At 61.9% G+C, this 22,691-nt stretch carries 20 protein-coding genes; 18 read left to right on the top strand and 2 right to left on the bottom strand.

Annotated elements, in window-relative coordinates; all coding sequences use genetic code 11:
* Nucleotides 1-172 precede the first annotated feature (172 nt).
* From CCD76_RS12840 to CCD76_RS12780, 13 genes are all read left to right on the top strand, one after another.
* Complete coding sequence (locus CCD76_RS12840) at nt 173-1,456, top strand: glutamate-5-semialdehyde dehydrogenase (RefSeq protein ID WP_087719859.1); 1,284 nt, start codon at nt 173-175, stop codon at nt 1,454-1,456.
* A gap of 16 nt (nt 1,457-1,472) precedes the next feature.
* Entirely contained in the window at nt 1,473-2,159 is a 687-nt protein-coding gene (gene nadD, locus CCD76_RS12835; RefSeq protein WP_087719858.1) for a nicotinate-nucleotide adenylyltransferase, read from the top strand.
* Between the two features lie 67 nt (nt 2,160-2,226).
* The gene (gene rsfS / locus CCD76_RS12830; protein WP_087719857.1) at nt 2,227-2,595 is read left to right on the top strand and encodes a ribosome silencing factor; all 369 of its coding nucleotides are present in this window, start codon (nt 2,227-2,229) and stop codon (nt 2,593-2,595) included.
* Nucleotides 2,592-3,059 carry a 23S rRNA (pseudouridine(1915)-N(3))-methyltransferase RlmH gene (gene rlmH, locus CCD76_RS12825; protein ID WP_087719856.1) on the top strand — a complete coding sequence of 156 codons (468 nt, stop codon included), beginning with the start codon at nt 2,592-2,594 and terminating at the stop codon, nt 3,057-3,059. The genes rsfS and rlmH overlap by 4 nt, the downstream gene beginning before the upstream one ends.
* 105 nt (nt 3,060-3,164) lie before the next feature.
* Complete coding sequence (gene mrdA, locus CCD76_RS12820; RefSeq protein ID WP_087719855.1) at nt 3,165-5,060, top strand: penicillin-binding protein 2; 1,896 nt, start codon at nt 3,165-3,167, stop codon at nt 5,058-5,060.
* Entirely contained in the window at nt 5,050-6,192 is a 1,143-nt protein-coding gene (gene rodA, locus CCD76_RS12815; RefSeq protein ID WP_087719854.1) for a rod shape-determining protein RodA, read from the top strand. Before mrdA ends, rodA begins: the two co-directional genes overlap by 11 nt.
* Before the next feature lie 35 nt (nt 6,193-6,227).
* Nucleotides 6,228-7,274, top strand: a complete 1,047-nt coding sequence (gene mltB, locus CCD76_RS12810) for a lytic murein transglycosylase B (protein WP_087719853.1) — start codon at nt 6,228-6,230, stop codon at nt 7,272-7,274.
* Nucleotides 7,271-8,350, top strand: coding sequence for a septal ring lytic transglycosylase RlpA family protein (locus CCD76_RS12805; RefSeq protein WP_087719852.1), 1,080 nt, complete (start codon nt 7,271-7,273; stop codon nt 8,348-8,350). Before mltB ends, CCD76_RS12805 begins: the two co-directional genes overlap by 4 nt.
* Nucleotides 8,351-8,376: 26 nt before the next feature.
* On the top strand, nt 8,377-9,597 hold the full coding sequence (locus CCD76_RS12800) for a D-alanyl-D-alanine carboxypeptidase family protein (RefSeq protein ID WP_087719851.1): 1,221 nt from the start codon (nt 8,377-8,379) through the stop codon (nt 9,595-9,597).
* A 214-nt stretch (nt 9,598-9,811) separates the two neighbouring features.
* Entirely contained in the window at nt 9,812-10,099 is a 288-nt protein-coding gene (locus CCD76_RS12795; protein ID WP_087719850.1) for an HP0495 family protein, read from the top strand.
* Nucleotides 10,100-10,104: 5 nt separating this feature from the next.
* Nucleotides 10,105-10,773, top strand: coding sequence for a lipoyl(octanoyl) transferase LipB (lipB, locus tag CCD76_RS12790; protein ID WP_087719849.1), 669 nt, complete (start codon nt 10,105-10,107; stop codon nt 10,771-10,773).
* A gap of 35 nt (nt 10,774-10,808) precedes the next feature.
* Entirely contained in the window at nt 10,809-11,798 is a 990-nt protein-coding gene (lipA, locus tag CCD76_RS12785; protein ID WP_218777032.1) for a lipoyl synthase, read from the top strand.
* 377 nt (nt 11,799-12,175) lie between these two features.
* Nucleotides 12,176-12,697 (top strand): GAF domain-containing protein, encoded by a 522-nt coding sequence (locus tag CCD76_RS12780; RefSeq protein WP_087719848.1) that lies wholly within the window; start codon nt 12,176-12,178, stop codon nt 12,695-12,697.
* Between the two features lie 15 nt (nt 12,698-12,712).
* On the opposite strand, the gene CCD76_RS12775 is transcribed toward CCD76_RS12780, so the two are convergent.
* Nucleotides 12,713-13,699 carry a LysR family transcriptional regulator gene (locus CCD76_RS12775; RefSeq protein WP_087719847.1) on the bottom strand — a complete coding sequence of 329 codons (987 nt, stop codon included), beginning with the start codon at nt 13,697-13,699 and terminating at the stop codon, nt 12,713-12,715.
* A 139-nt stretch (nt 13,700-13,838) separates the two neighbouring features.
* Between CCD76_RS12775 and CCD76_RS12770 the strand changes: the two genes are divergently transcribed.
* Together CCD76_RS12770 and oadA are read left to right on the top strand one after the other, a co-directional pair.
* Entirely contained in the window at nt 13,839-15,254 is a 1,416-nt protein-coding gene (locus CCD76_RS12770; protein ID WP_087719846.1) for an acetyl-CoA carboxylase biotin carboxylase subunit, read from the top strand.
* Nucleotides 15,255-15,293: 39 nt separating this feature from the next.
* Nucleotides 15,294-17,114: a sodium-extruding oxaloacetate decarboxylase subunit alpha gene (oadA, locus tag CCD76_RS12765; protein WP_087719871.1), complete on the top strand. Its 1,821-nt coding sequence runs from the start codon at nt 15,294-15,296 to the stop codon at nt 17,112-17,114.
* Nucleotides 17,115-17,203: 89 nt separating this feature from the next.
* Here the strand turns inward: oadA and pyk are convergent, their stop codons facing one another.
* A complete protein-coding gene (pyk, locus tag CCD76_RS12760; RefSeq protein ID WP_087719845.1) occupies nt 17,204-18,667 on the bottom strand; it encodes a pyruvate kinase in 1,464 nt (487 codons plus the stop codon).
* A gap of 555 nt (nt 18,668-19,222) precedes the next feature.
* Between pyk and topA the strand changes: the two genes are divergently transcribed.
* From topA to CCD76_RS12745, 3 genes are all read left to right on the top strand, one after another.
* A complete protein-coding gene (gene topA / locus CCD76_RS12755; protein WP_087719844.1) occupies nt 19,223-21,844 on the top strand; it encodes a type I DNA topoisomerase in 2,622 nt (873 codons plus the stop codon).
* On the top strand, nt 21,841-22,299 hold the full coding sequence (locus CCD76_RS12750; protein WP_087719843.1) for a DUF6586 family protein: 459 nt from the start codon (nt 21,841-21,843) through the stop codon (nt 22,297-22,299). The genes topA and CCD76_RS12750 overlap by 4 nt, the downstream gene beginning before the upstream one ends.
* Nucleotides 22,300-22,432: 133 nt before the next feature.
* Nucleotides 22,433-22,675: a hypothetical protein gene (locus CCD76_RS12745; protein WP_087719842.1), complete on the top strand. Its 243-nt coding sequence runs from the start codon at nt 22,433-22,435 to the stop codon at nt 22,673-22,675.
* Nucleotides 22,676-22,691: the final 16 nt, after the last annotated feature.

Here is a 22,691-nt window from a genome sequence, read left to right as displayed (position 1 = left end):
ATTCGTGTCTCACTATCGCATGTGCCGGGACTGAGCGTATAGCGTGATCGACGATAACGGGCAAAGCGCTATCGTATCATTGACGCCAAGTTTTCTAGCCTACCGGGCCGTTGCGGATTTCGACGACGAACGGCGCTCGTTGCGGGCTACCAACGAGATGGAATAGTACACCATGCAGCAGACTGCGGCCTCTCGGGTCGAGGATATCGTTCAGTACATGCAGGATCTGGGGCAGCGGGCGCGTAGCGCCAGTGCCGCGCTGCGCCGGGTCGACAGCGGTTCCAAGAACCGCGCGCTGGAGGCCATCGTGGCTCGGCTGGAAGCGGCGCGGCCGACCCTGGCGGCGGCCAACCAGGAGGATTTGCAGCGCGGGCGCGAAAACGGGCTGAGTGACGCCCTGCTGGATCGCCTGGCGCTGACCCCCGAGCGAGTCGATGCCATGATCGCCGGTGTTCGTCAGGTGGCGGCGCTTGCCGATCCCGTCGGCCAGATCGACGGCCTGAGCTATCGGCCCAGCGGCATTCAGGTCGGCCAGATGCGTGTGCCCCTAGGCGTGGTCGGCATCATCTACGAGTCGCGTCCTAATGTGACCGTCGAAGCGGCGAGCCTCTGTCTGAAATCCGGGAATGCCTGCATTCTTCGTGGCGGCTCGGAAGCGGCATCCAGCAATGCGGCGATCGCGGAGTGCATTCGTCTGGGACTCGAGGACGCCGGGCTGCCGGCAACAGCCGTGCAGGTCGTTGCGACCACCGATCGTGCCGCGGTGGGGGAGTTGATCACCATGCCGCAGTTCGTGGACGTCATCATTCCTCGGGGCGGCAAGTCGTTGATCGCTCGCGTTGCCGATGAGGCCACGGTGCCCGTCATCAAGCATCTCGATGGCATCTGCCACGTCTATATCGATGCGGCTGCGGATGTCGACAAGGCGGTGGCGATCGCCGACAACGCCAAGACCCAGCGCTACTCTCCCTGCAATACCATGGAAACCCTGCTGGTGCATGCCGATATCGCGGCGCGGGTGCTGCCCGAGCTGGCAGCGATCTATCGCGACAAGCACGTCGAGATGCGTGGCTGTCCGCGCACCCGGGAATGGATCGACGACGCCGTCGCCGCCTCGGAGGCGGACTGGTCGACGGAGTATTTGGCACCGATTCTGGCGATTCGGATCGTCGACGGTTTCGACCAGGCGGTCGAACACGTCAACACCTATGGTTCGCAGCATACCGACGCGATCGTGACGGAAAACCTGACGCTCGCCAGACGGTTTCTGGCCGAGGTGGATTCCAGCTCGGTCATCGTCAATGCCTCGACGCGTTTTGCCGATGGCTTCGAATATGGCCTGGGCGCCGAGATCGGCATTTCGACCAACAAGCTGCATGCCCGTGGCCCGGTTGGCCTCGAAGGCCTGACGACCCGAAAATACGTAGTCTTTGGCGACGGTCATGTTCGGAGCTGACGTGCGACAAACTGACATGCGGCATTCGTCCACGGTGCGTATCGCCATGCTCGGCGGTACCTTCGACCCGGTTCATATGGGACATCTGCGGAGCGCCGTGGAGCTGGGAGAGGCGCTGGCGCTGGACGCGGTGCACATGATCCCGGTCCACGTTCCGCCTCATCGCACGGCGCCCGGCATCTCCGCCGAGCACCGGCTTGCCATGCTGAAGGCCGGTATCGGTGACACGCCCGGCCTGGTGGCGGACGACCGCGAGGTGCGTCGTTCGGGGCATTCCTACTCCGTCGACACCCTGGCGTCGTTGCGCGAAGAGTGCGGAGAGCAGGCGCGCCTGGTCATGGCCGTCGGTCACGATGCCTTTCTGGGCCTGCCTCATTGGCACCAGTGCGAGCGCTTGCTGTCGCTGGCCCATATCGTGGTGATCGATCGTCCCGATCACGAGGCGCCGCTGGAGCCGTCGCTGGCTTCACTGATCGAAGGCCGGGAGGTCGCCACGGTCGAATCGCTGATGGCGGCGCCTGCCGGCCACCTGTTGCGGCTGCGCTTGCCCAGCCGCATGGCGATCGCGGCAACCGAAGTGCGCCGGCGCTTGCAGCAAGGGCTTAGCGTGCGATATCTGACCCCCGAATCCGTCGAGCGCTATATCGAAACCCATGAGCTCTATCGCGAGTCCGGGGCTGGTGTTGACGGGTTATCCGAGTAAAATGCGCGTCTTCCGGATTTCCGGGAGACGCGATTGCCCTTTTCCAGGGGCTATATGACGAGGAGCTATGCAGACAGATACGCTTAAATCATTGGTGGTGGATGCGCTCGAAGAATTGAAAGCGCGCGACGTCGTCGAGCTAGATGTGGCCGAGCTGACCAGTGTCACCGATGTCATGGTGGTCGCGAGCGGTACGTCGTCGCGTCACGTCTCCGCATTGGCGAACAACGTGATCGAGAAGGCGAAGGAAGCCGGTCTTCGACCGCTTGGCGTGGAAGGGCAGCAGAGCGGTGAATGGGTGCTGGTGGATCTGGGTGACGTCGTTGCCCACGTGATGATGCCAGAGACCCGCCAACTCTATGATCTCGAGCGTCTTTGGGCCGACCTGCCCACGGATTCGAAGCGTGCCGCGGATCGCCAAGAGCTTCGCGGGTGAAGATCCGATTGCTGGCCGTCGGCTCGCGCATGCCGGCGTGGGTCGAGGCCGGGGTCGATGAGTATCGCAAGCGGCTGCCGCGCGAGATGCCCTTCGAGATCGTCGAGATTCCGCCCGGCGCCCGCGGCAAGAACGCCGACGTGGCGCGTGCTATCCAGGCCGAAGGTGATCGGATGCTGGAGAAGCTGCGTGATCAGGAACGTATCGTGGCGCTCGAGGTCAAAGGAGCGGCCTGGACGACCGAGCAACTGGCCGAAAAGCTGGATTCCTGGCGGCTGGAAGGGCAGGACATCGCGCTGGTGGTCGGGGGCCCCGACGGTCTCGATCCCCGCGTCGTCGCCCGCGCTCGGCAATCCTGGTCGCTGTCGGCACTGACGCTGCCGCACCCCTTGGTGCGGGTAGTGCTGGCAGAGCAGCTCTATCGCGCCTGGACATTGCTCGCAGGACATCCGTATCACCGTTGAGTCAGAGAGTCAGTCGCTTGTTTCCATTTGACGCCACCGAAAGCGACGCCGCCGGACGCCGTGACGGCTTGGAGCCGATCCTTGTCCTGAATCGCTGTTCCTGTCATGCGTAAACGTCGGGAAAACGTCAAGAATCACGAACAGGAAGTTCGTGTCTTCCGCAATCGCTCGTTGGTCGCTGCCCTGATCATTCTGCTGATGGCGGGCGCGCTCGTTTCGCGTCTGGTCTACCTGCAGATCATCGAGCACGACGTCTTCATCACGCGCTCCGACAACAATCGCATGCGAGTGGAGCCGTTACCGCCGCGCCGTGGTCTGATTTACGATCGAAACGGCAAGCTGCTGGCGGAAAATCGTCCTACCTACAACCTCACCATCGTGCGCGAACGTGTCGATGATCTCGATACCACGCTGCAGCGCCTGGTGGATATCCTGGGGCTGCCCGAGGATGAGGTCGAGACCTTTCGGGAGCGTTCCCGGCAGCGCCAGCGGCCTTACCAGCCTGCGCTGTTGGTCAGCGACCTCACCGAGGATCAGATTGCCCGCCTGGCCGTGAACCGTTATCTGCTCAGCGGTGTCGAGGTCGAGGCCCAGTTGATGCGCTATTACCCTGATCCGATCGTGATGTCGCACGTGCTCGGTTATGTCGGGCGAATCAATGCCGATGAACTGGCCGACCTGGACCCCGGGAACTATGCCGGCACCCATTTCATCGGCAAGACTGGCGTCGAGTACACCTACGAGGATCAGCTTCATGGCAAGGCCGGCCTGCGCAAGGTCGAGACCAACGCCCGTGGCCGGGTCCTGCGTGAACTGGACCGAAATCCGGCAGAGCCGGGCAAGGACATCACGCTGACCATCGACAGTCGCCTGCAGCACATGGCCTATGATCTGCTGGGCGGACGACGCGGTGCCATCGTGGCCATTCAGCCCAAGACGGGCGACATCCTGGCGATGGTTTCGGCACCGGGCTTCGACATCAACAAGTTCGTGACCGGGATCTCCTACAAGGATTATCGCGCCTTGCAGGAAAATCTGGACCTGCCGCTGTATAACCGTGCGGTACGCGGGCAGTATCCGCCGGGTTCGACCGTCAAGCCGTTCGAGGCGCTGGGCGCCTTGCAGGATGGGGTGGTCAAGCCCAACGACGTCATCTACGACCCTGGCTATTTCCAGTTGCCCAATGATAGCCGGCGCTACCACAACTGGCTGCGGTGGGGGCATGGTCGTGTCGATCTCGAGCGAGCGCTGGAAGTCTCCAACAACACCTATTTCTATACCATGGCGTACCGGCTGGGCATCGACCGTCTCTCGGCGTTCATGCACCAGTTCGGCTTTGGCGAGGTCACGTCGCTGGATGTCCAGGGAGCGTCGCCGGGCCTGATGCCGTCACGTGAATGGAAGCGCGAGAAGTACAACCAGGTGTGGTATCCGGGAGAAACGCTTTCTGCCGGCATCGGTCAAGGATATTTCATGGCGACGCCACTCCAGTTGGCGGCTGCCACCGCGACACTGGCCAATCGGGGACAGTGGGTGCGGCCGCATCTGGCCAAGCGCATCGGCGAGGAGATCGTCGAGCCGCCGTTCGCGGATACCAAGCCGGATGTACAGATCGATCAGGCGCGTTGGTGGCAGGACGTCTACAAAGGCATGGAGGCAGTGATGAACGGCTCCGAAGGGACCGCCCGCAAGGCTGGCGCTGGCCTGCAGTACGAGATGGCAGCGAAGACCGGCACCGCTCAGGTCTTTTCGCTGGGGCAGAACCAGAAGTACGACGCCGACGAACTGGCCGAACGCCTCCGTGATCACGCGCTGTTCATCGGTTTTGCGCCCGTAGACGACCCTCAGATCGCGGTTGCCGTCATCGTCGAGAACGCAGGCGGCGGCGTATCCGGCCTCGGTCGCGAGCTTACCGATGCGTGGCTGTTGCCCGACGGGAAGCTCGAGGATCCGCCGGGTACCACCGTCAACGAAGAAATCGAGAGTATCGATGGCGATTGATTTCCAACGCGTGGCACCGAGAGCCCATCAAGCCCGAGTCGGGCGCAAGCGCTCGTTGTGGCTGCGCATGCATCTTGACCCGTGGCTATTGTCGATCCTGCTGCTGCTGATCTCGTTCGGACTGGTGGTGCTCTACAGCGCGAGCGGCATGTCGGCCTCGACGACGATGGCGCAGGCGTCGCGCATGGGCGTGGCCTTGCTGGGCGCGGTGATCATCGCGCAGTTCTCGCCCGGCACGCTGTTCCGGTGGACACCGCTGGCCTACGGTGGCGGCCTCTTGATGCTGATCGCCGTCGAGATCATGGGGGACATCGGCATGGGCGCCCAGCGCTGGCTGGAGATCGGCCCGTTGCGATTCCAGCCTTCGGAGGTGATGAAGATCGCCATGCCGATGATGCTGGCGGCCTATTTTCATCGCCGCCCCCTGCCGCCCACCTGGCGCGATCTGATCGTCTGCGCGGTGATCATCGGGGTGCCGGTGCTGCTGATCGCCCGTCAGCCTGACCTGGGCACGTCATTGCTGGTGACCTGCGCGGCAGTGTTCGTGATTCTGCTGACGGGGCTGTCGTGGAAATTCATTCTGACGCTGGGGGCCATGGCGGGGGCGGCGGCGCCGCTGCTGTGGATCAACATGCACGATTACCAGCGTCAGCGAGTGTTGACCTTTCTCAATCCGGAAAGCGACCCTCTCGGTGCCGGGTGGAACATCATCCAGTCCAAGACCGCGATCGGCAGCGGCGGGCTGGAAGGCAAGGGCTGGGGGCTGGGTACGCAGTCCCAGCTAGAGTTCCTGCCGGAGCGCCATACCGACTTCATCGTCGCCGTGCTGGGAGAGGAGTTCGGCCTGATCGGCATGTGTACCATTCTGGTGCTGTATCTGTTGCTGGTCTCGCGCGGGCTGGTCATGGCCAATCATGCGCAGGACACCTACGGCCGCTTGCTGGCCGGTAGTATCGTATTGACCTTTTTCATCTACGTTTTCGTGAATATCGGCATGGTCACGGGCATTCTGCCGGTGGTCGGCGTGCCATTGCCGCTGGTCAGCTATGGCGGGACCTCCAGCGTGACCTTGATGGCCGGGTTCGGTATTCTCATGTCGATTCACACGCACCGGCGCCTGTTGACACACTGACGCCGGACAAGCCGCAAGCAGGGAGCTAGTCGCGCATGCCGCTGCGTTGGAGACGAGATCGTCGGTTCAGCATCAGTCTGTTGCTGGTGGGACTCTGGGGCTTGGCAAGCGCGGCGACGCAGGCCAAGGAGAATTTCGACCCGGCCACCCATCCCGAAGTGCAGGAGATGGTGGAATCCCTGTCGCGGAAGGGCTTGCTGAGCCACGAGCTGGAAGCCGCGATGCAGGCGGCGCAGTATCGTCCGCAGGTACTGGAGGCGATGAATCACGCGGCGGAAAGACGCTTGCGCTGGGACGAGTACCGCGACATCTTCATCCAGCCTGAACGTATTCGACAGGGCGTTGCCTTTCTCGAGAAGTATCATGAAACGTTGGCGCGGGCCGAGAAAGTCTACGGCGTGCCGCCGGAGATCGTGGTGGCGATCCTGGGTGTCGAGACCCAATATGGCCAGCACAAGGGCACGCATCGCGTGCTGGATTCTCTTTCCACGCTGGCGTTTCACCACCCTTCCCGGGGCACGTTCTTTCGCGGTGAGCTCGAAGCGTTTCTCGGCATTACGCTAGGTCAGGATGTCGATCCCGCCACGCTTCATGGCTCCTACGCCGGTGCCATGGGCTATCCGCAGTTCATTCCGACCAGCTATCAGGCGTACGCGGTAGATTTCGATTTCGATGGACTGAAGGATCTGTGGAACAACCCGGTGGACGCCATCGGCAGTATCGCCAATTACTTCAGCGAGCATGGTTGGCAGCGGCATCAAGCGGTGCTGGTCGAGGCCGATGGCCCCGATGTGTTGCCGGCTTCCATCACCTTCAATCGTACCGAGCCGCCGGATACATCGATTTCGGCGTTGCAGCAGGTCGGTATCGAGCCGACGGCGGGGCGCTTGCAGCCGAATGACGAAGTCGTGCCGTTGGCCCTGGATTTTGCCGACGGTCGCATTCGCTATGTGCTGGGCCTCGACAATTTTCATGTCATCACCCGCTACAACCACAGCCATCTCTATGCCATGGCGGTCGCGACGCTGGCGCAGCGCATTCAGACTGCCATGGCCGGGAAAGGGCAAGGTGGCGGGGCATGAGTCGGTGTGCCGTGAGATGGCGCCTCTCTCTGGCATCGCTGCTGCTGGCAGTGCTGGCAGTGCTGGCAGTGCTGGCGGGATGTGCCGGTGGCGGCGGCACCCAGGGCGGAGGCGGCCGTTACGCCATGGATCAGGATGCCTACCCGGATACGCCGGAAGACGTCGCCAACGTGCCGGATGCGGTACCACGCGTGGAACCCCGCTCCAGGAGCGGTAACCGCTCGAGCTATACGGTCTGGGGCAAGACCTACCATGTGCTCGACGACCCTGCCGGTTACGAGGCCGAGGGGCTCGCTTCCTGGTACGGTGTCAAGTTCCAGGGGTACGACACGGCCAACGGCGAGACCTACGACATGTATCAGATGTCGGCGGCCCATCGCTCGCTGCCGCTGCCGACGTATGCCCGAGTCACCAATCTCGATAACGGTCGCAAGGTCATCGTGCGGGTGAACGATCGTGGCCCGTTTCACAGCGAGCGGCTGATCGACCTTTCCTACGCGGCGGCCGCGCGTCTGGGCATTCTGAAGGGCGGCACCGGACGGGTGAGGGTCGAGGCGATAGATCCCGTGGCCTGGGCGCGTACGCATGGTCAGTCGGGCGATGACCGCACGCAGGCCGGCCAGAGCGAGTTCGCATCCCGTTCGGTACCGGATCAGCCATCGAAGGCGCCGGGGTCGTCCCTTCGGCCTGCCGCTTCGCAAGCCGACGGTACGAGCTCGGCTGCGAGTTACGAGGCCAGCATCGACCCCGTTCTCGCGGCGGCGAATGCCGAGGAATCTCCATCTTCGACTACCTTGTCTTCTGAAAGCGCTGCGCCCACGTCCGCCGCTGCGGCATCATCGGCGGCAGGGCAGCGCTTCGTGCAGGTTGCCGCGCTCGGTTCTCGATCCGGGGCGGAAGCGTTGAGGAGCCGGCTGCAGGGCTTGCTGTCGCAGCCGGTTCGCATCGACAATGCGTCTCCTCTCTATCGTGTCCAGGTCGGCCCCATTCATGACCTGGCATCGCTCGAATCCATCAGGGCTACTCTGCAGGACGCCGGCTACGGCCAGACGTTCCTGGTAGCGCCCACTCAGTAACCTCGTCCAGTGAGAACCCGATTGTCATGAAAGCGTTGTTCACTTCGTCTGTATCACGCCTGGTCATCTCAGCGTCATTGTGTCTGGGGCTGCTGTCGTCTCCGGCCGGCGCCCAGCAACCCGCTCCCGATAGCCAGATGTCGACATCCAACCCGGAGCCGGAGCAGTTGATACCCTCGCCGCCTGATCTGGCCGCGTCTTCCTGGGTACTGATGGACGCCTCCACCGGGCAACTGCTGGTGAATCACAACGGCGATCAGCGGCTGCCGCCCGCCAGTCTGACCAAGATGATGACGGCGTACATCGTCGAGCAGGAAATCGACGGCGGCAGCATCTCCGACACCGACATGGTCAGCGTCAGTGAAAATGCGTGGCGCACGGGCGGTTCACGCATGTTCATCCAGGAGGGCACGCAGGTCAGTGTCGAGAACCTGCTTCGCGGCGTGGTGGTCCAGTCCGGCAACGATGCCAGCGTGGCGCTGTCGGAATACGTAGCCGGCAGCGAATCGGCGTTTGCGGACCTGATGAATCAGCAGGCTCAGCGCCTGGGGATGCAGAACAGCCATTTCATGAATCCGACAGGACTGCCTCACGACGACCATTATTCGTCCGCTCACGACCTGGCCATTCTCGCGCGCCACATCATCACGGATTTTCCTGACCACTATCAGGTTTATTCGGAGAAATATTTCACCTACAACGATATTCGCCAGCCGAACCGCAATCGCCTGTTGTGGCGCGATCCGGATGTCGACGGCTTGAAAACGGGCCATACCGAAGCTGCCGGCTACTGTCTGGTCGCCTCTGCCAAAAAACAGGATACTCGTCTGATCGCTGTGGTGATGGGCACCAATTCCGATGAAGCCCGGGCGGCAGAAACCCAGCGCCTGCTCAACTACGGCTTCCGCTTCTTCCAGACTCGCAAGCTCTATGACGCAGGCTCCGTACTCAACGAGGCGCGTATCTGGGGCGGCGCCAGTGATACCGTTCGTCTTGGCGTGCAGAACGAAGTCAGCATGACCGTACCGCGGGGTAGCGCCGATAATCTGACCGCACGTCTCAATCTGCCCGAGACGCTGCGTGCGCCGATTCAGGCCGGACAGCAGGTCGGCACGCTGGAAATCAAATCGGGTGACGAGGTGCTCGGTCAGCAGCCGCTGGTGGCGTTGGAAGGGGTCGAAGAGGGCAGCATCTTCAAGCGTGTATGGGACTCCATCGTTCTGTTCGTGACCGGGCTATTCGATTAAGACGGCTCCTTCATCTGTCGGTCGGGCGCCGTCGAGACACGGTGCCCGGCCAGACACAGTGCCGGAAGGTGGCGAAGGTTCGAAACGAAGTAGCGGATCCCGTCAGCGGTCTCCGCGCTTCGCCAGCATCGGTTGGTGCCTGGGCTGTTGTTGAGTAGAATGGTCGGAAATGACTTTCAGCGCCTAATACCATGACTCAGATAACCATAGCGCCATGACTCAGACACCCAATGATGTTGACCTGCCTCGGCCCAAGGTCGAATTTCCTTGCGACTACCCGATCCGGGTGGTCGGTGACGCCGCCGAAGATTTTGTCGCGGCTATCAGTGAGGTGATCGAACGGCATGCTCCCGGTTTTGACCCGGCATCCGTCAAGCTTTCCGACAGCCGCAAAGGCCGTTTTCAGTCAGTTCGGGTGGTCATTCATGCCACCGGAGAGACGCAGCTGGATGCGCTGTTTCAGGATCTGAAGGCGACCGGACGCGTTCACATGGTGCTGTGACGTCAATGTCCACATTGCAACTCTACCGACTCGGGCGTCAGCCTTATCTACCGGTATGGCAGGCGATGTCACGTTTTACCGACATGCGCGATGCCTCGGCGCCGGACCAGCTATGGCTGGTCGAGCATGATCCCGTCTTCACCCAGGGGCGGGCCGGCAAGCCGGAGCATCTGTTGATGCCGGGAGACATACCGGTCGTCGCGAGCGATCGCGGCGGTCAGGTGACCTACCATGGGCCGGGGCAGGTCGTGCTCTATCCTTTGCTCGATGTGCGTCGGCGAGGGCTTGGTGTACGGGAGCTGGTGACGCTGCTCGAGAATGCCGTCATCGACCTGCTGGCGCACCATGGCGTCGCAGCACGTGCGCGGCCGGACGCCCCTGGGGTCTATGTCGCTGACGACAAGATCGCATCGCTGGGTCTGAGAATTCGGCGAGGCTGCAGTTTCCATGGCGTCGCGCTCAACGTCGACATGGACCTGTCACCGTTCGCCCGAATCAACCCGTGCGGCTATGCGGGGCTGAAGATGACCCAATTGCGTGACCACGTGACCGAGCCGGTGTCATCGATCAGCGAAGCCGAAAGATTGGCAGACTGCTTTGCACGCCGATTGTCCGTGCCGCTCGACGCTCGACCCGGGTGGCCACAAGCTTTTGAACCGGCAGCGAATGCCTAGCTGCCGACGTTCCACGACCTATCAGGAAGGGATTTATGACCGAGACGACCGTCATGCCAACGCCCGAGACCAAGAAGCCGGCACGCGCCGAGCGCGGTGTCAAACTGCGCGGTGCCGAGAAGGTCTCTCGGATTCCCGTCAAGGTCATTCCGACCGAAACGTTGCCGAAGAAGCCGGACTGGCTGCGAGTCAGAATGCCGGTTTCTCCCCAGGTCACCCATATCAAGCAGACCCTGCGCAAGCACGGGCTGCACACCGTCTGTGAAGAAGCCTCCTGTCCTAACCTAGGCGAGTGCTTCAGTGGCGGGACGGCGACCTTCATGATCATGGGCGATATCTGTACCCGCCGTTGCCCCTTCTGCGATGTCGCGCATGGGCGACCCAATGCGCTCAACGAGAACGAGCCTCGCGAACTGGCGGAAGCCATTGCCGAGATGCGGCTCAATTACGTCGTGGTGACGTCCGTGGATCGCGATGACCTGCGTGATGGCGGAGCGCAGCATTTCGCCAACTGCATTCGCGAGATTCGTCGCGATAGCCCGGACATCGAGATCGAAGTGCTGGTTCCGGATTTCCGCGGACGCATGCAGGTGGCGCTGGACATTCTGGAAGGCGAAGCGCCGGACGTCTTCAACCACAACCTGGAAACGGTGCCGTCGCTCTATCGCAAGGTCCGCCCAGGCGCGGACTATCAGTGGTCGCTGGACTTGCTGAAAGGGTACAAGGCGCGCCGCCCGGAAGTGATGACCAAGTCAGGGTTGATGCTCGGGGTCGGGGAAACCGACGAGCAGGTCATCGAAGTCATGCGCGACCTGCGTGCTCACGATGTCGATATGCTGACCCTGGGCCAGTACATGCAGCCCTCTCGCAATCACCTGCCTATCGATCGTTGGGTGCATCCCGAGACATTCGATTGGTTTGCCGAGCAGGGCAAGGCCATGGGGTTCAAACATGTGGCATCGGGGCCGCTGGTGCGTTCGTCCTATCATGCCGACAAGCAGGCACACGGGGTAGAGGTGAAGTAAGCGTGCCTCGTCAGGAAGACGTTAACGGGCCTGCCGATAAGATCGGCAGGCCCGTTCTGTCTCTGCCTGGTCCCGTTCTGTCCCTGCCTGGTATTTTTTTCATGCCGGAATGCGATATGACGATCCGTTTGGGTCATTGGCAGCAGGTATGCATCCAAAGAGGTCTTTCAGGCGTATTCAATGACCGTTCGTCACGTACGTACCACGGATCATCCGAACAGGATTTCACGTGCGCCGCGCCAGGCGGTCGTCACGCTTCGGAGAATTATCTTCTAAGAACTATCTTTGAAGAATTATTTCGCGATTTTTCTGTCCGGAACCACGTTGGCTGTGCGGCGTTGATAATTTCTCGAACCTGAGGAGTAAGAGTCCGCTCTATGATTGCACCGGATATGCCCCATAACGAAGTCGAGCGTCTAACTGTCTTGCGGGATCTACAGCTGCTCGATTCGGAATCCGACAAGGGGTTCGACCGTTTGACGGAATTGGCGACGCAGATTTTCGACGTGCCTTTGTCGATGATCACGCTGATCGACGAAGAGCGTCAGTGGTTCAAGTCACACCAGGGCTTGAAGGTCTGCGAGACGCCAAGGCGGATTTCTTTCTGTGGCCACGTCGTGGCCGACGGCCAGCCGATGGTGGTCAACAATGCCTTGCGGGATGCACGTTTTTCGGACAACCCGATAGTGACAGGAGACCCATTCATTCGCTTCTATGCTGGCTATCCGCTGTTCGTGGAGCCGGAAGCCTGTGTGGGCACGCTATGTCTGATTGGCATGCTTGCCCGGGCTTTCGAGGAAACCGATATGCAGCGATTGAAGCTTCTTGCTGCTCAGGCCGAGGAGCTGATCCAGCTGCATGTCCTTCGCGTCCAGGCGAATCAGCGTGATCGGGCCTGAGCGCTGAAGTCCTCTTTAACCCTCATCAGCAGGAAGACACAGCAGCGTCGGCGTCTCTATCGGTGTCATCGGGGCCCGGAAGTGTGCGTTCAATTCCGGCAGCAGTTCCCGCACGAAGCGTAGAAAAAGCTCCGTGACTGGCGTCGGGTAGCGATCCTTGGGGTAGACCGTGCACCACGAGCGTTTCAGAGGGAAGCCGGGAATGCGCGGGCTGGCGAGCAGTCCGGAAGCCAGCTCCAGCTGCACAGCCAGGCGTGGAAGCACGGCCACACCCAGGTGCGCCATGACGCCCTGCTTGATGGCTTCATTGGTACCGAGCTCGATGGTGTGGTGCAGGGAGATGCGCTCCCTTGCTGCAAAATCCTCGAATGCCGTCCGTGCGCCGGAGCCCGGCTCCCTCATCAGCAGATAGTGCCGCGCGAAATCCTCGAGCGTCGCCCGCTCGGCCGTGACCAGCGGGTGGCCCGGCCAGACCACCGGTATCAATTCATTGTCCAGAATGGGCATGAACACCAGATTGGGGTCGTCCGGCACCATGCCCATGATGACCAGATCATCTCGTCTCTCCGCCAGCCGTTCGAGGGCCTGTGCCCGGTTGCAGACGCGTAGCCGAATCTGGACTTCCGGATAGCGGGCGCGGAAGCGCGCCAGAATGTGCGGCACGACGTACTGCGCGGTCGAGACGGCTGCGAGGTTGAGTTCGCCCCGGATCGTGCCTGCCAGCTCCGACAGCTCCATCTGCAGGCTCGAAACCTGACCGAAGATCGACTGCACGGACGCGGCCAGCGCATCGGCGGCGGGCAGTATATGGAGTGTCTTGCCGGCGTACTTGAACAGTGGCTGGCTCAGCGCCTGCTCGAGCTGTCGGATCTGAGCGCTGACGGCAGGTTGCGTCAGGCCCAGCTGTTCGGCAGCGCGTGAATAGGATTGCTGACGATGAACGGCCTGGAAGACCTGGAGCTGACGGAATGTCAGACGATTGAGCAGGTTGGGACGCGACATTCAGGATGCTCTCACGGTCAGGTATAACGTTTATCTTATAGGTTGGCAAAAAAATATCAATTTTTCTATTGGTACCCGGATCGCTAGCGTAGGGAGACGATAACAAAGCGTCGCCACGCACAAACCGGGAGGGCAAACGGTGTTTAAAAAGCTGCTTATCGCCAACCGCGGCGAGATTGCCGTGCGTATTGTACGAGCCTGCGCCGAGATGGGCATCCGTTCGGTTGCGATCTATACCGAACCCGACCGTTTCTCCCTGCATGTCAAAGGAGCGGACGAGGCCTATTTCGTCGGTGACGAACCGCTGGCGGGCTATCTGGATCCGCGGCGGATCGTCAACCTGGCACGGGAAACCGGCTGTGATGCCATTCATCCCGGCTACGGCTTTTTATCCGAAAGTGCCGAGTTTGCCAGGATCTGCAGTCAGGCGGGTATCGCGTTCGTCGGCCCGAGTGCCGAAGTGATCGCCAGGATGGGCGACAAGACCGCCGCGCGAACGGCGATGCGTGAGGCGGGCGTGCCGGTGACCCCGGGTTCCGACGGCAATCTCGCCAATCTCGACGAAGCGCTGACGGTTGCCGAAGAGATTGGTTATCCGATCATGCTCAAGGCGACATCCGGCGGCGGCGGGAGAGGGATTCGCCGCTGCGACACGGCCGACCAGCTCCGGCAGGCCTGGGATCGCGTGATTTCCGAGGCGACCAAAGCTTTCGGTAGCGCGGAAGTGTTCATGGAGAAATGCATCGTCGATCCGCTGCACATCGAAGTTCAGGTGCTGGCGGACAGCCACGGTGGGGTCATCCATCTGTTCGAGCGCGACTGCTCGATCCAGCGCCGCAACCAGAAGCTGATCGAAATTGCGCCCAGTCCTCAGCTGACCCCGGAACAGCGCAGCTACGTGGGCAAGATGGCGGTGCGTGCCGCCCATGCGGTCGGCTACCAGAATGCCGGTACCGTGGAGTTCCTGGTCAAGGACAACGAAGTCTTCTTCATGGAGATGAACACCCGGGTCCAGGTCGAGCACACCATCACCGAGGCGATCACCGGCGTCGATATCGTCCGTGAACAGTTGCGCATTGCCGCAGGCGACCGGCTGGCCTATCGCCAGGAGGATATCCGCCACCAGGGCTATGCCATCCAGTTCCGAATCAACGCCGAGGATCCCAAGAACGACTTCCTGCCCAGCTTCGGTCGCATCACCCGTTACTACGCGCCCGGCGGCCCCGGCGTCCGCACGGACACTGCGATCTATACCGGCTATACCATTCCGCCGTACTTCGATTCGATGTGCCTCAAGCTGATCGTCTGGGGCATGACCTGGGAAGAGACCCTCAATCGTGGCATTCGGGCGCTGAACGACATGCGTCTGCAAGGGGTGAAGACCACCGCCCCCTACTACCAGGAAATTCTGCGCCATCCCGATTTCCGGGCCGGGCATTTCGACACCGGGTTCGTTCCCGCCCATCCCGAACTGCTCAACTACTCCGTCAAGCGCAACCCCGAAGAGGTGGCGTTGGCGATCGCGGCGGCCATCGCGGCTCACGCTGGACTTTGAACGCGCCGAATGGATCAGAATCAGGATCAGGAGAAAAAGATGAACAACGCCGACTCGTCATCCGTCAAGATCAGCGACGTCGTCCTGCGTGATGGGCATCAGTCATTGATTGCCACGCGCATGCGAACCGAAGACATGCTGCCAATCTGCGCCAAACTCGACGCGATCGGGTTCCATTCACTCGAAGTCTGGGGCGGCGCCACGTTCGACGCCTGCGTGCGTTTTCTCAAGGAGGATCCCTGGGAACGCCTGCAGTCGTTGCGCGAAGCGCTTCCCAACACGCCGCTACAGATGCTGCTGCGGGGGCAGAACCTGCTTGGGTATCGCCACTACGCGGATGACGTGGTGGAGCGTTTCGTGGCGCGCTCGGCCGATAACGGCATCGACATCTTTCGGGTCTTCGATGCGCTGAACGACCTGCGCAATCTGGAGACCGCCATGAAGGCGGTCAAGGCCAGCGGCAAGCATGCCCAGGGCACTATCTGTTATACCGTCAGCCCCGTTCACACTCGGAACATGTATGTCGAGCAGGCCAAGCGGCTGGTCGACATGGGCGCCGATTCGATCGCCATCAAGGACATGGCCGGTCTGCTGACCCCATACGCCACCGGCGAGCTGGTGGCAGCGCTGGCCGAGGCGGTCGACGTGCCGATCCACCTCCATGCCCACGCGACGTCCGGGCTGGCTTCCCTGAGTCAGATGAAGGCCGTCGAGGCAGGCTGTCGCCATATCGATACCTGCATTTCCGCCTTCGCCGGTGGCACCAGTCACCCCTCTACCGAGGCAATGGTGGCGGCGTTCCAGCAGACGCCTTATGACACCGGTCTGGATCTGGTCGCGCTGAAGGAGATCGGCGACTACTTCCGGGAAGTGCGCAAGAAATATGTGGCATTCGAAAGCGAGTACACCCGCGAGGATGTGAGCGTACAGATCTGGCAGGTGCCGGGGGGCATGATGTCCAACCTGGCCAACCAGATGAAGGAGCAGAATGCGCTGGGTCGGATCCAGGACGTCTTCGACGAAATTCCGAAGGTCCGTGCCGATCTGGGGTTCCCGCCGCTGGTGACGCCGACATCGCAGATCGTCGGGACTCAGGCCGCCATGAACGTGTTGACCGGCGAGCGCTACAAGTCGATCACCAACGAGGTGAAGCGCTACCTGCTGGGTGGCTACGGCCAGCCGCCAGCGGAGGTGAATGCCGAGGTGCGGCGCAAGGCGATCGGCAACGAACCGGTCGACGAAGGCCGGCCGGCCGACCAGCTCAAGCCGGAGATGGTGAAGCTGAAGCAGGATATCGGTGAGCTGGCCGACAGCGAGGAGGACGTGCTGACGTTTGCCATGTTCCCTGATCTGGGACGCGAATATCTGCAAGGGCGACGCGACGGTACACTGACGCCGGAAGCGATTCCGTCAACGGAGGCCGCTGGCGGTGCCGGACGGCCGGTTTCCGAAGGGGTGCCTACCGAGTTCGTCATCGACGTTCATGGTGAATCCTACGAAGTGCAGATCACCGGGGTCGGCAGCAGCAGTGGCAGCAAGCGCCGCGTCTACCTGACGCTCGATGGCATGCCCGAAGAGGTCGTGTTCGAGGCCAAGGACGAGTTCGTGCAGGAAGGCAAGAGCGGAGGGCGCGCCAAGGCCAGCTCGCCGGGGCACGTTACCACGTCGATGCCGGGCAACATCGTCGATGTGCTGGTCGCCGAAGGTGACAGCGTCGAGGAAGGGCAGGCCGTACTGATCACCGAAGCCATGAAGATGGAGACGGAAGTGCAGGCGCGGGCCAGCGGCACGGTCAAGGCGGTTCATGTGGCCAAGGGCGACCGCGTGACACCGGGCGAGGTTCTGATCGAAATCGAGTGAGCGCATGATGCACTCCCTCGATGAAGGCAATAAAAAAAGCGGAGCCGTGGCTCCGCTTTTTTTCATCCCGTGCGAACGGAGGCTCTCGATCACTCCTCGACCTGAATGATCTTCATGGTATTGGTGCCGCCATGAGCGTTCATGTGATCGCCGCGGGTCAGGATGACGAGATCGCCCTTGCTGGCGAGCCCGAGGCTGACCAGCTCCTTGATCGCACCGCTGTTGATCTCGGTCAGCGGGAAGCGGGAGCTATCGAAGACCAGCGAGACGACGCCACGATAGAGCGCCATGCGACGCTGGACCAGCGGTGTCTCGGCCAGCGCGACGATCGGCAGGCCGGAGCGGATGCGCGAGGCGATCAGCGGCGTGTAGCCCGACGCGGTCAAACAGGCGATGGCGACCACGCCGGAAAGGTGGTTGGCCGCATACATGGCAGACAGCGCCAACGTTTCGTCAATCCGGCTGAAACCTTCATGGATGCGGTGCTGGGACTGCTGGGCCGCCCGCTCGCGCTCGGCGCCCAGGCACAGCCGGTTCATGGCGCGAATGGTCTCGACCGGGAAGTCGCCGGCGGCGGTTTCTGCCGAGAGCATCACCGCATCGGTACCATCCAGAACCGCGTTGGCGACGTCGAAGACTTCCGCGCGGGTCGGCAGCGGCGACTCGATCATCGATTCCATCATCTGAGTGGCGGTGATGACGACCTTGTTGAGTGTACGGGCGCGGGCGATGATCCGTTTCTGCACGCCGATCAGCTGGGCATCGCCGATCTCGACGCCGAGATCGCCGCGGGCGACCATCACCGCTTCCGAGGCACGGATGATATCGTCCAGCGTTTCCGGGTCGGCAACGGCTTCGGCGCGCTCGATCTTGGCGACCAGGCCGATCTCCTGACCCGCTTCGCCCAGCAGCTCGCGCGCATACTGCATGTCGGCGCCACTGCGCGGGAACGATACGGCCAGATAGTCGACGCCGATATCGATCGCGGTCTTGAGGTCTTCCTTGTCCTTCTCGGTCAGCGCCGCAGCGGAAAGGCCGCCGCCCTGCTTGTTGATGCCCTTGTTGTTGGTCAGCTTGCCGCCGACCTTGACCGTGGTGAAAATCTGCGCACCTTCGATACGGTCGACTTCGAGCACCAGGCGACCGTCATCCAGCAACAGGGTGTCGCCAGTCTCGAGGTCGTCGGCCAATTCCTTGTAGTCGCAACCGACGCGTTCGCTGTCGCCGGCATCGCGATCCAGCGACACGTCCAGCACGAAAGGCTGGCCTTTTTCGAGTTTGACGCCGCCTTCGGCAGCAAAGCGGGCGATGCGGATCTTGGGACCCTGGAGATCGCCCAGTGCTGCCACCGCACGGCCGTGACGATCCGCCGCTTCGCGAACGGCCTTGAGTCGGCGGCGGTGATCTTCCGGATTCCCGTGGGAGAAGTTCAAGCGAACGACGTCGACCCCGGCTTCGATAATGGCATCCAATACTCCCTCGCGGTCCGTAGCAGGACCCAGGGTGGCGACGATCTTGGTGCGGCGAATCGGACCGTGAAACGCGTGCTGCATGGAAATTCTCCTGGCAACTGAATGAGTCGTCCCGCCGCGCTGAAAAGCCATGGATCGAGTCGCAACGGTGACATGTGGTTATTTTACAACAAGGAGCCCGTCTTGTCCGAAGCGCTGTTACTGCCCCATCCCGGATAAATGTGCCACAGACAACGCTTCGCAGGTATGGCCGACGTTTCAACGGGGGGCCGCTTCTCGGCATCGGATGGCGAATAGACCGCCACAGGCCCCGGAGACTGTTGGCGTTGGCAGTATAAAAGCCTTTCGCGACGACGACGTTACGGATTCGAGTGTAGCGTGCAAGCGCCAGACGCGACATGGATGAAAGGCCCGAAAAGCCCAAGACGACACGACGGCGTAACTTGGAATTCTTCTCGTTAGCCCCATGATGAAGGGCCATTGACATGGCACCGCCAACGTTGGGCAAAGTCAAGCTACGGCTGGCGCCATGAGAAAGGCTAGGGTAGGGTAGGCGGATTTTCCGGTCGGCCCCACTCCCTGCCGTCGAGCACGCCACCGGCTGGGACCACCGCTATATAAAGAAGCAGGAGCGCTATGGGCAAGTCACTGGTTATCGTTGAGTCGCCGGCCAAGGCCAAGACCATTAACAAGTATCTCGGCAACGATTTCGTGGTGAAATCGAGCGTCGGGCATATTCGTGATCTGCCGACCAGTGGTTCTTCCAAGCAGGCCAGCGATCCTAAGGAGCGCGCGAAGCAGGCGGCAATCACCCGCAAGATGTCGCCGGAAGAGAAGGCGGAGTACAAGAAGCAGAAGCAGTGGGATCAACTGGTTCGGCGCATGGGTATCGACCCCGAACATGGCTGGCGGGCCAATTACGAGATCCTGCCGGGCAAGGAGAAGGTGGTCGATGAGCTCAAGAGGCTGGCCGACAAGAGCGATACGATCTATCTCGCGACCGATTTGGACCGTGAGGGAGAGGCGATCGCCTGGCACCTGAAGGAGACCATTGGCGGCGACGACTCGCGCTACAAGCGCGTGGTGTTCAACGAGATCACCAAGAATGCCATCCAGGAAGCCTTCAAGCAGCCCGGCACACTCAACATTGCCCGTGTCGAGGCGCAGCAGAGTCGCCGGTTCCTGGATCGCGTCGTGGGCTTCATGGTCTCGCCACTGCTCTGGAGCAAGGTGGCTCGTGGCCTCTCCGCTGGCCGTGTGCAATCGGTAGCCGTACGTCTGATCGTCGATCGTGAGCGCGCTATTCGGGCATTCAACCCGGAAGAGTTCTGGGACGTTCACGCCGACCTCGTCACCGCCGATGGTGAACCGATCCGCTTCGAGGTGGTCCGCGAGAACGGCGAGACTTTCCGTCCTACCTCCGAGAAAGAGACCCACGACCGCATCGCGCCGCTGCGTCAGGACATGCTCGACATCACCAGCCGCGAAACCAAGCCGACCAGCTCCAAGCCCAATGCGCCGTTCATTACTTCGACGCTGCAGCAGGCTGCCAGCGGACGACTGGGTTACTCCGTCAAGAAGACGATGACGCTGGCCCAGCGGCTCTACGAGGGCGGCTACATCACCTACATGCGTACCGACTCCACCAACCTCTCCCAGGATGCAGTCGCAGGCGTGCGCGATTACATCCAGTCGGAGTTTGGTGACCGCTACCTGCCGGAAGCGCCGAATCGCTACTCGAGCAAGCAGAACGCCCAGGAAGCGCACGAGGCCATTCGTCCTTCCAACGTCAAGCAGCGGGCCGATGACCTGCCCGTCGAGCGCGACGCCCAGCGGCTGTACGAGCTGATCTGGCGTCAGTTCGTCGCCTGCCAGATGGTGCCGGCGGAATATCTCGCCACCACGCTGACCATCGAAACGGCCGGATTCGAGCTCAAGGCTCGTGGCCGGGTGCTCAAGTTCGACGGCTACACCCGCGTGATGAAGCCGGTGGCCAAGAAGGACGAGCAGGCGCAATTGCCGGATATCGGCGAGGGCGCGACACTCGAGGTCGAGCAGATCGATCCGCAGCAGCACTTCACCAAGCCGCCGGCGCGCTACACCGAAGCAAGCCTGGTCAAGGAGCTCGAGAAGCGCGGCATCGGCCGCCCGTCGACCTATGCGGCGATCATCTCCACCATTCAGGACCGAGGCTACGCCAAGCTCGACAACCGGCGTTTCTATGCCGAGAAGCTCGGCGAGATCGTGACCGATCGCCTGGTGGAATCGTTCAACGACCTGCTGGACTATGGCTTCACCGCCCGCATGGAAGACCGACTCGATGAGGTCGCCGAGGGGCACGAGCAGTGGCAGAAGCTGCTCGATGCTTTCTACGCCGACTTCAAGCAGAAGCTCGAGCGTGCCGAAGGCGAGGATGGCATGCGACCCAACGAGCCCATCGAGACCGATATCGCGTGCCCGACCTGCGGCCGCCCGATGCAGATTCGCATCGCGTCGACCGGCGTGTTCCTGGGCTGTTCCGGCTACAACCTGCCGCCGAAGGAGCGCTGCAAGACGACCATCGATCTGATCCCGGGAGAGGAAGCCGTCCCCGCGGATGCCGACGAGGCCGCCGAGACGGAAGCGCTGCGCGCCAAGCGTCGTAACCCGAACACCGGCACGGCGATGGACAGTTACCTGATCGACGAGGGCCGCAAGCTCTATATCAGCAACGATGACGACGGCTACTACGAGATCGAGCAGGGGCGTTTCCGGATCAAGGGCTACGATGGTCCCGTGATCGAATGCGACAAGTGCGGCTCCGAAATGCAGCTCAAGAGCGGTCGCTTCGGCAAGTATTTCGCCTGCACCAACGAGGGTTGCGGCAACACTCGCAAGTTGTTGAAGAGTGGCGAAGTCGCGCCGCCCAAGATGGATCCGATTCCGATGCCGGAGCTGGCCTGCCAGAAGGTCGACGATCACTACGTGCTGCGCGACGGCGCCAGCGGCCTGTTCCTGGCGGCCAGTCAGTTTCCCAAGAACCGGGAAACCCGCCCGCCGCTGGTCAAGGAGCTGAAGGCGCACGCCGACGCTCTGCCCGAGAAGTACCATTTCCTGCTCGAAGCGCCGAGCGAGGATCCTGACGGTCGACCGGCGCAGATCCGCTTCTCGCGCAAGACCAAGAGCCAGTTCGTCATGACCGACGAAGAGGGCAAGGCAACCGGCTGGCGTGCCGTCTACGAAGATGGCCGCTGGCAGGTGGAGGACAAGCGCAAATGACCTCGGTGGCCCGTACCAATCAGCTGCTTTATCAGGCTGAACTGTTGCTGACGATCGAGCCGGGCGACGACGAGCACGCGACAGCGCGCCGCATGGCGCTGGAGGAGGCCGCGCTGGGCCAACTGGGGCTGGCACTGGATTCCGTACTGCGAGAAGTCACCGAGCATACCGACCTGCCCCACGAAGGTTGGCAGGCGTGGCTGCGGGCGACGGGAGTCAATGTGGCCGAGCTCGAACGACTGCGGGCCTTGTCCCGTGATCCCGAAAGCTGGCTGGGTATTTTGCTTGCGCGGTTGCAGGCGCTGCACGGCGCCGACGGCGTGGCCCGCCGCGATGCACGGGCCGGGCTGATTGCCAGCGCTGGCGCCCCATCGCTGGGCGATACGCTGCGCTGGTGCCATCGTGAATTCAAGGCGCTGCTGCCGGCGCTGCGCGAAGGCAGTAGCGAGTGGTGACTGGCTCGGGGTAAACGTGTTAGCCTGAACGAAGACAACAACGACCGGGGCCCAGGCTCTGGTCGTTTTTTATTGTTCCTGTCCTTTTATTCGAGTCGTCACTCCATGACAGAGAGTGACAAGAGAGGTAGCCGTGTCCGATACCGCGATTCTGGAAATCGTCGAACTTGCCAATGGAGAAGTGGTGCTACGACCGGCAGAGGCAACGGGTGAACCGCTCGTCTCGATCCGCTTCTCCGAAGAGGCCGTCGAGCTGCTGCGACGCAGCCGCTTCGACGTGGCCCGCGAAATGCTCGATCATGCAATCACGCGGACCCACCTGTGGGAAGGCGATGAAGAAGATGCCGCCGAAGAAGCGCCGGCGACGGTCCACTAGCCGGCTCTGCGCCCTC

The organism is Salinicola salarius (assembly GCF_002179555.1).
GTDB lineage: Bacteria > Pseudomonadota > Gammaproteobacteria > Pseudomonadales > Halomonadaceae > Salinicola > Salinicola salarius_A.
This window is presented reverse-complemented; position numbering and strand designations above follow the sequence as displayed.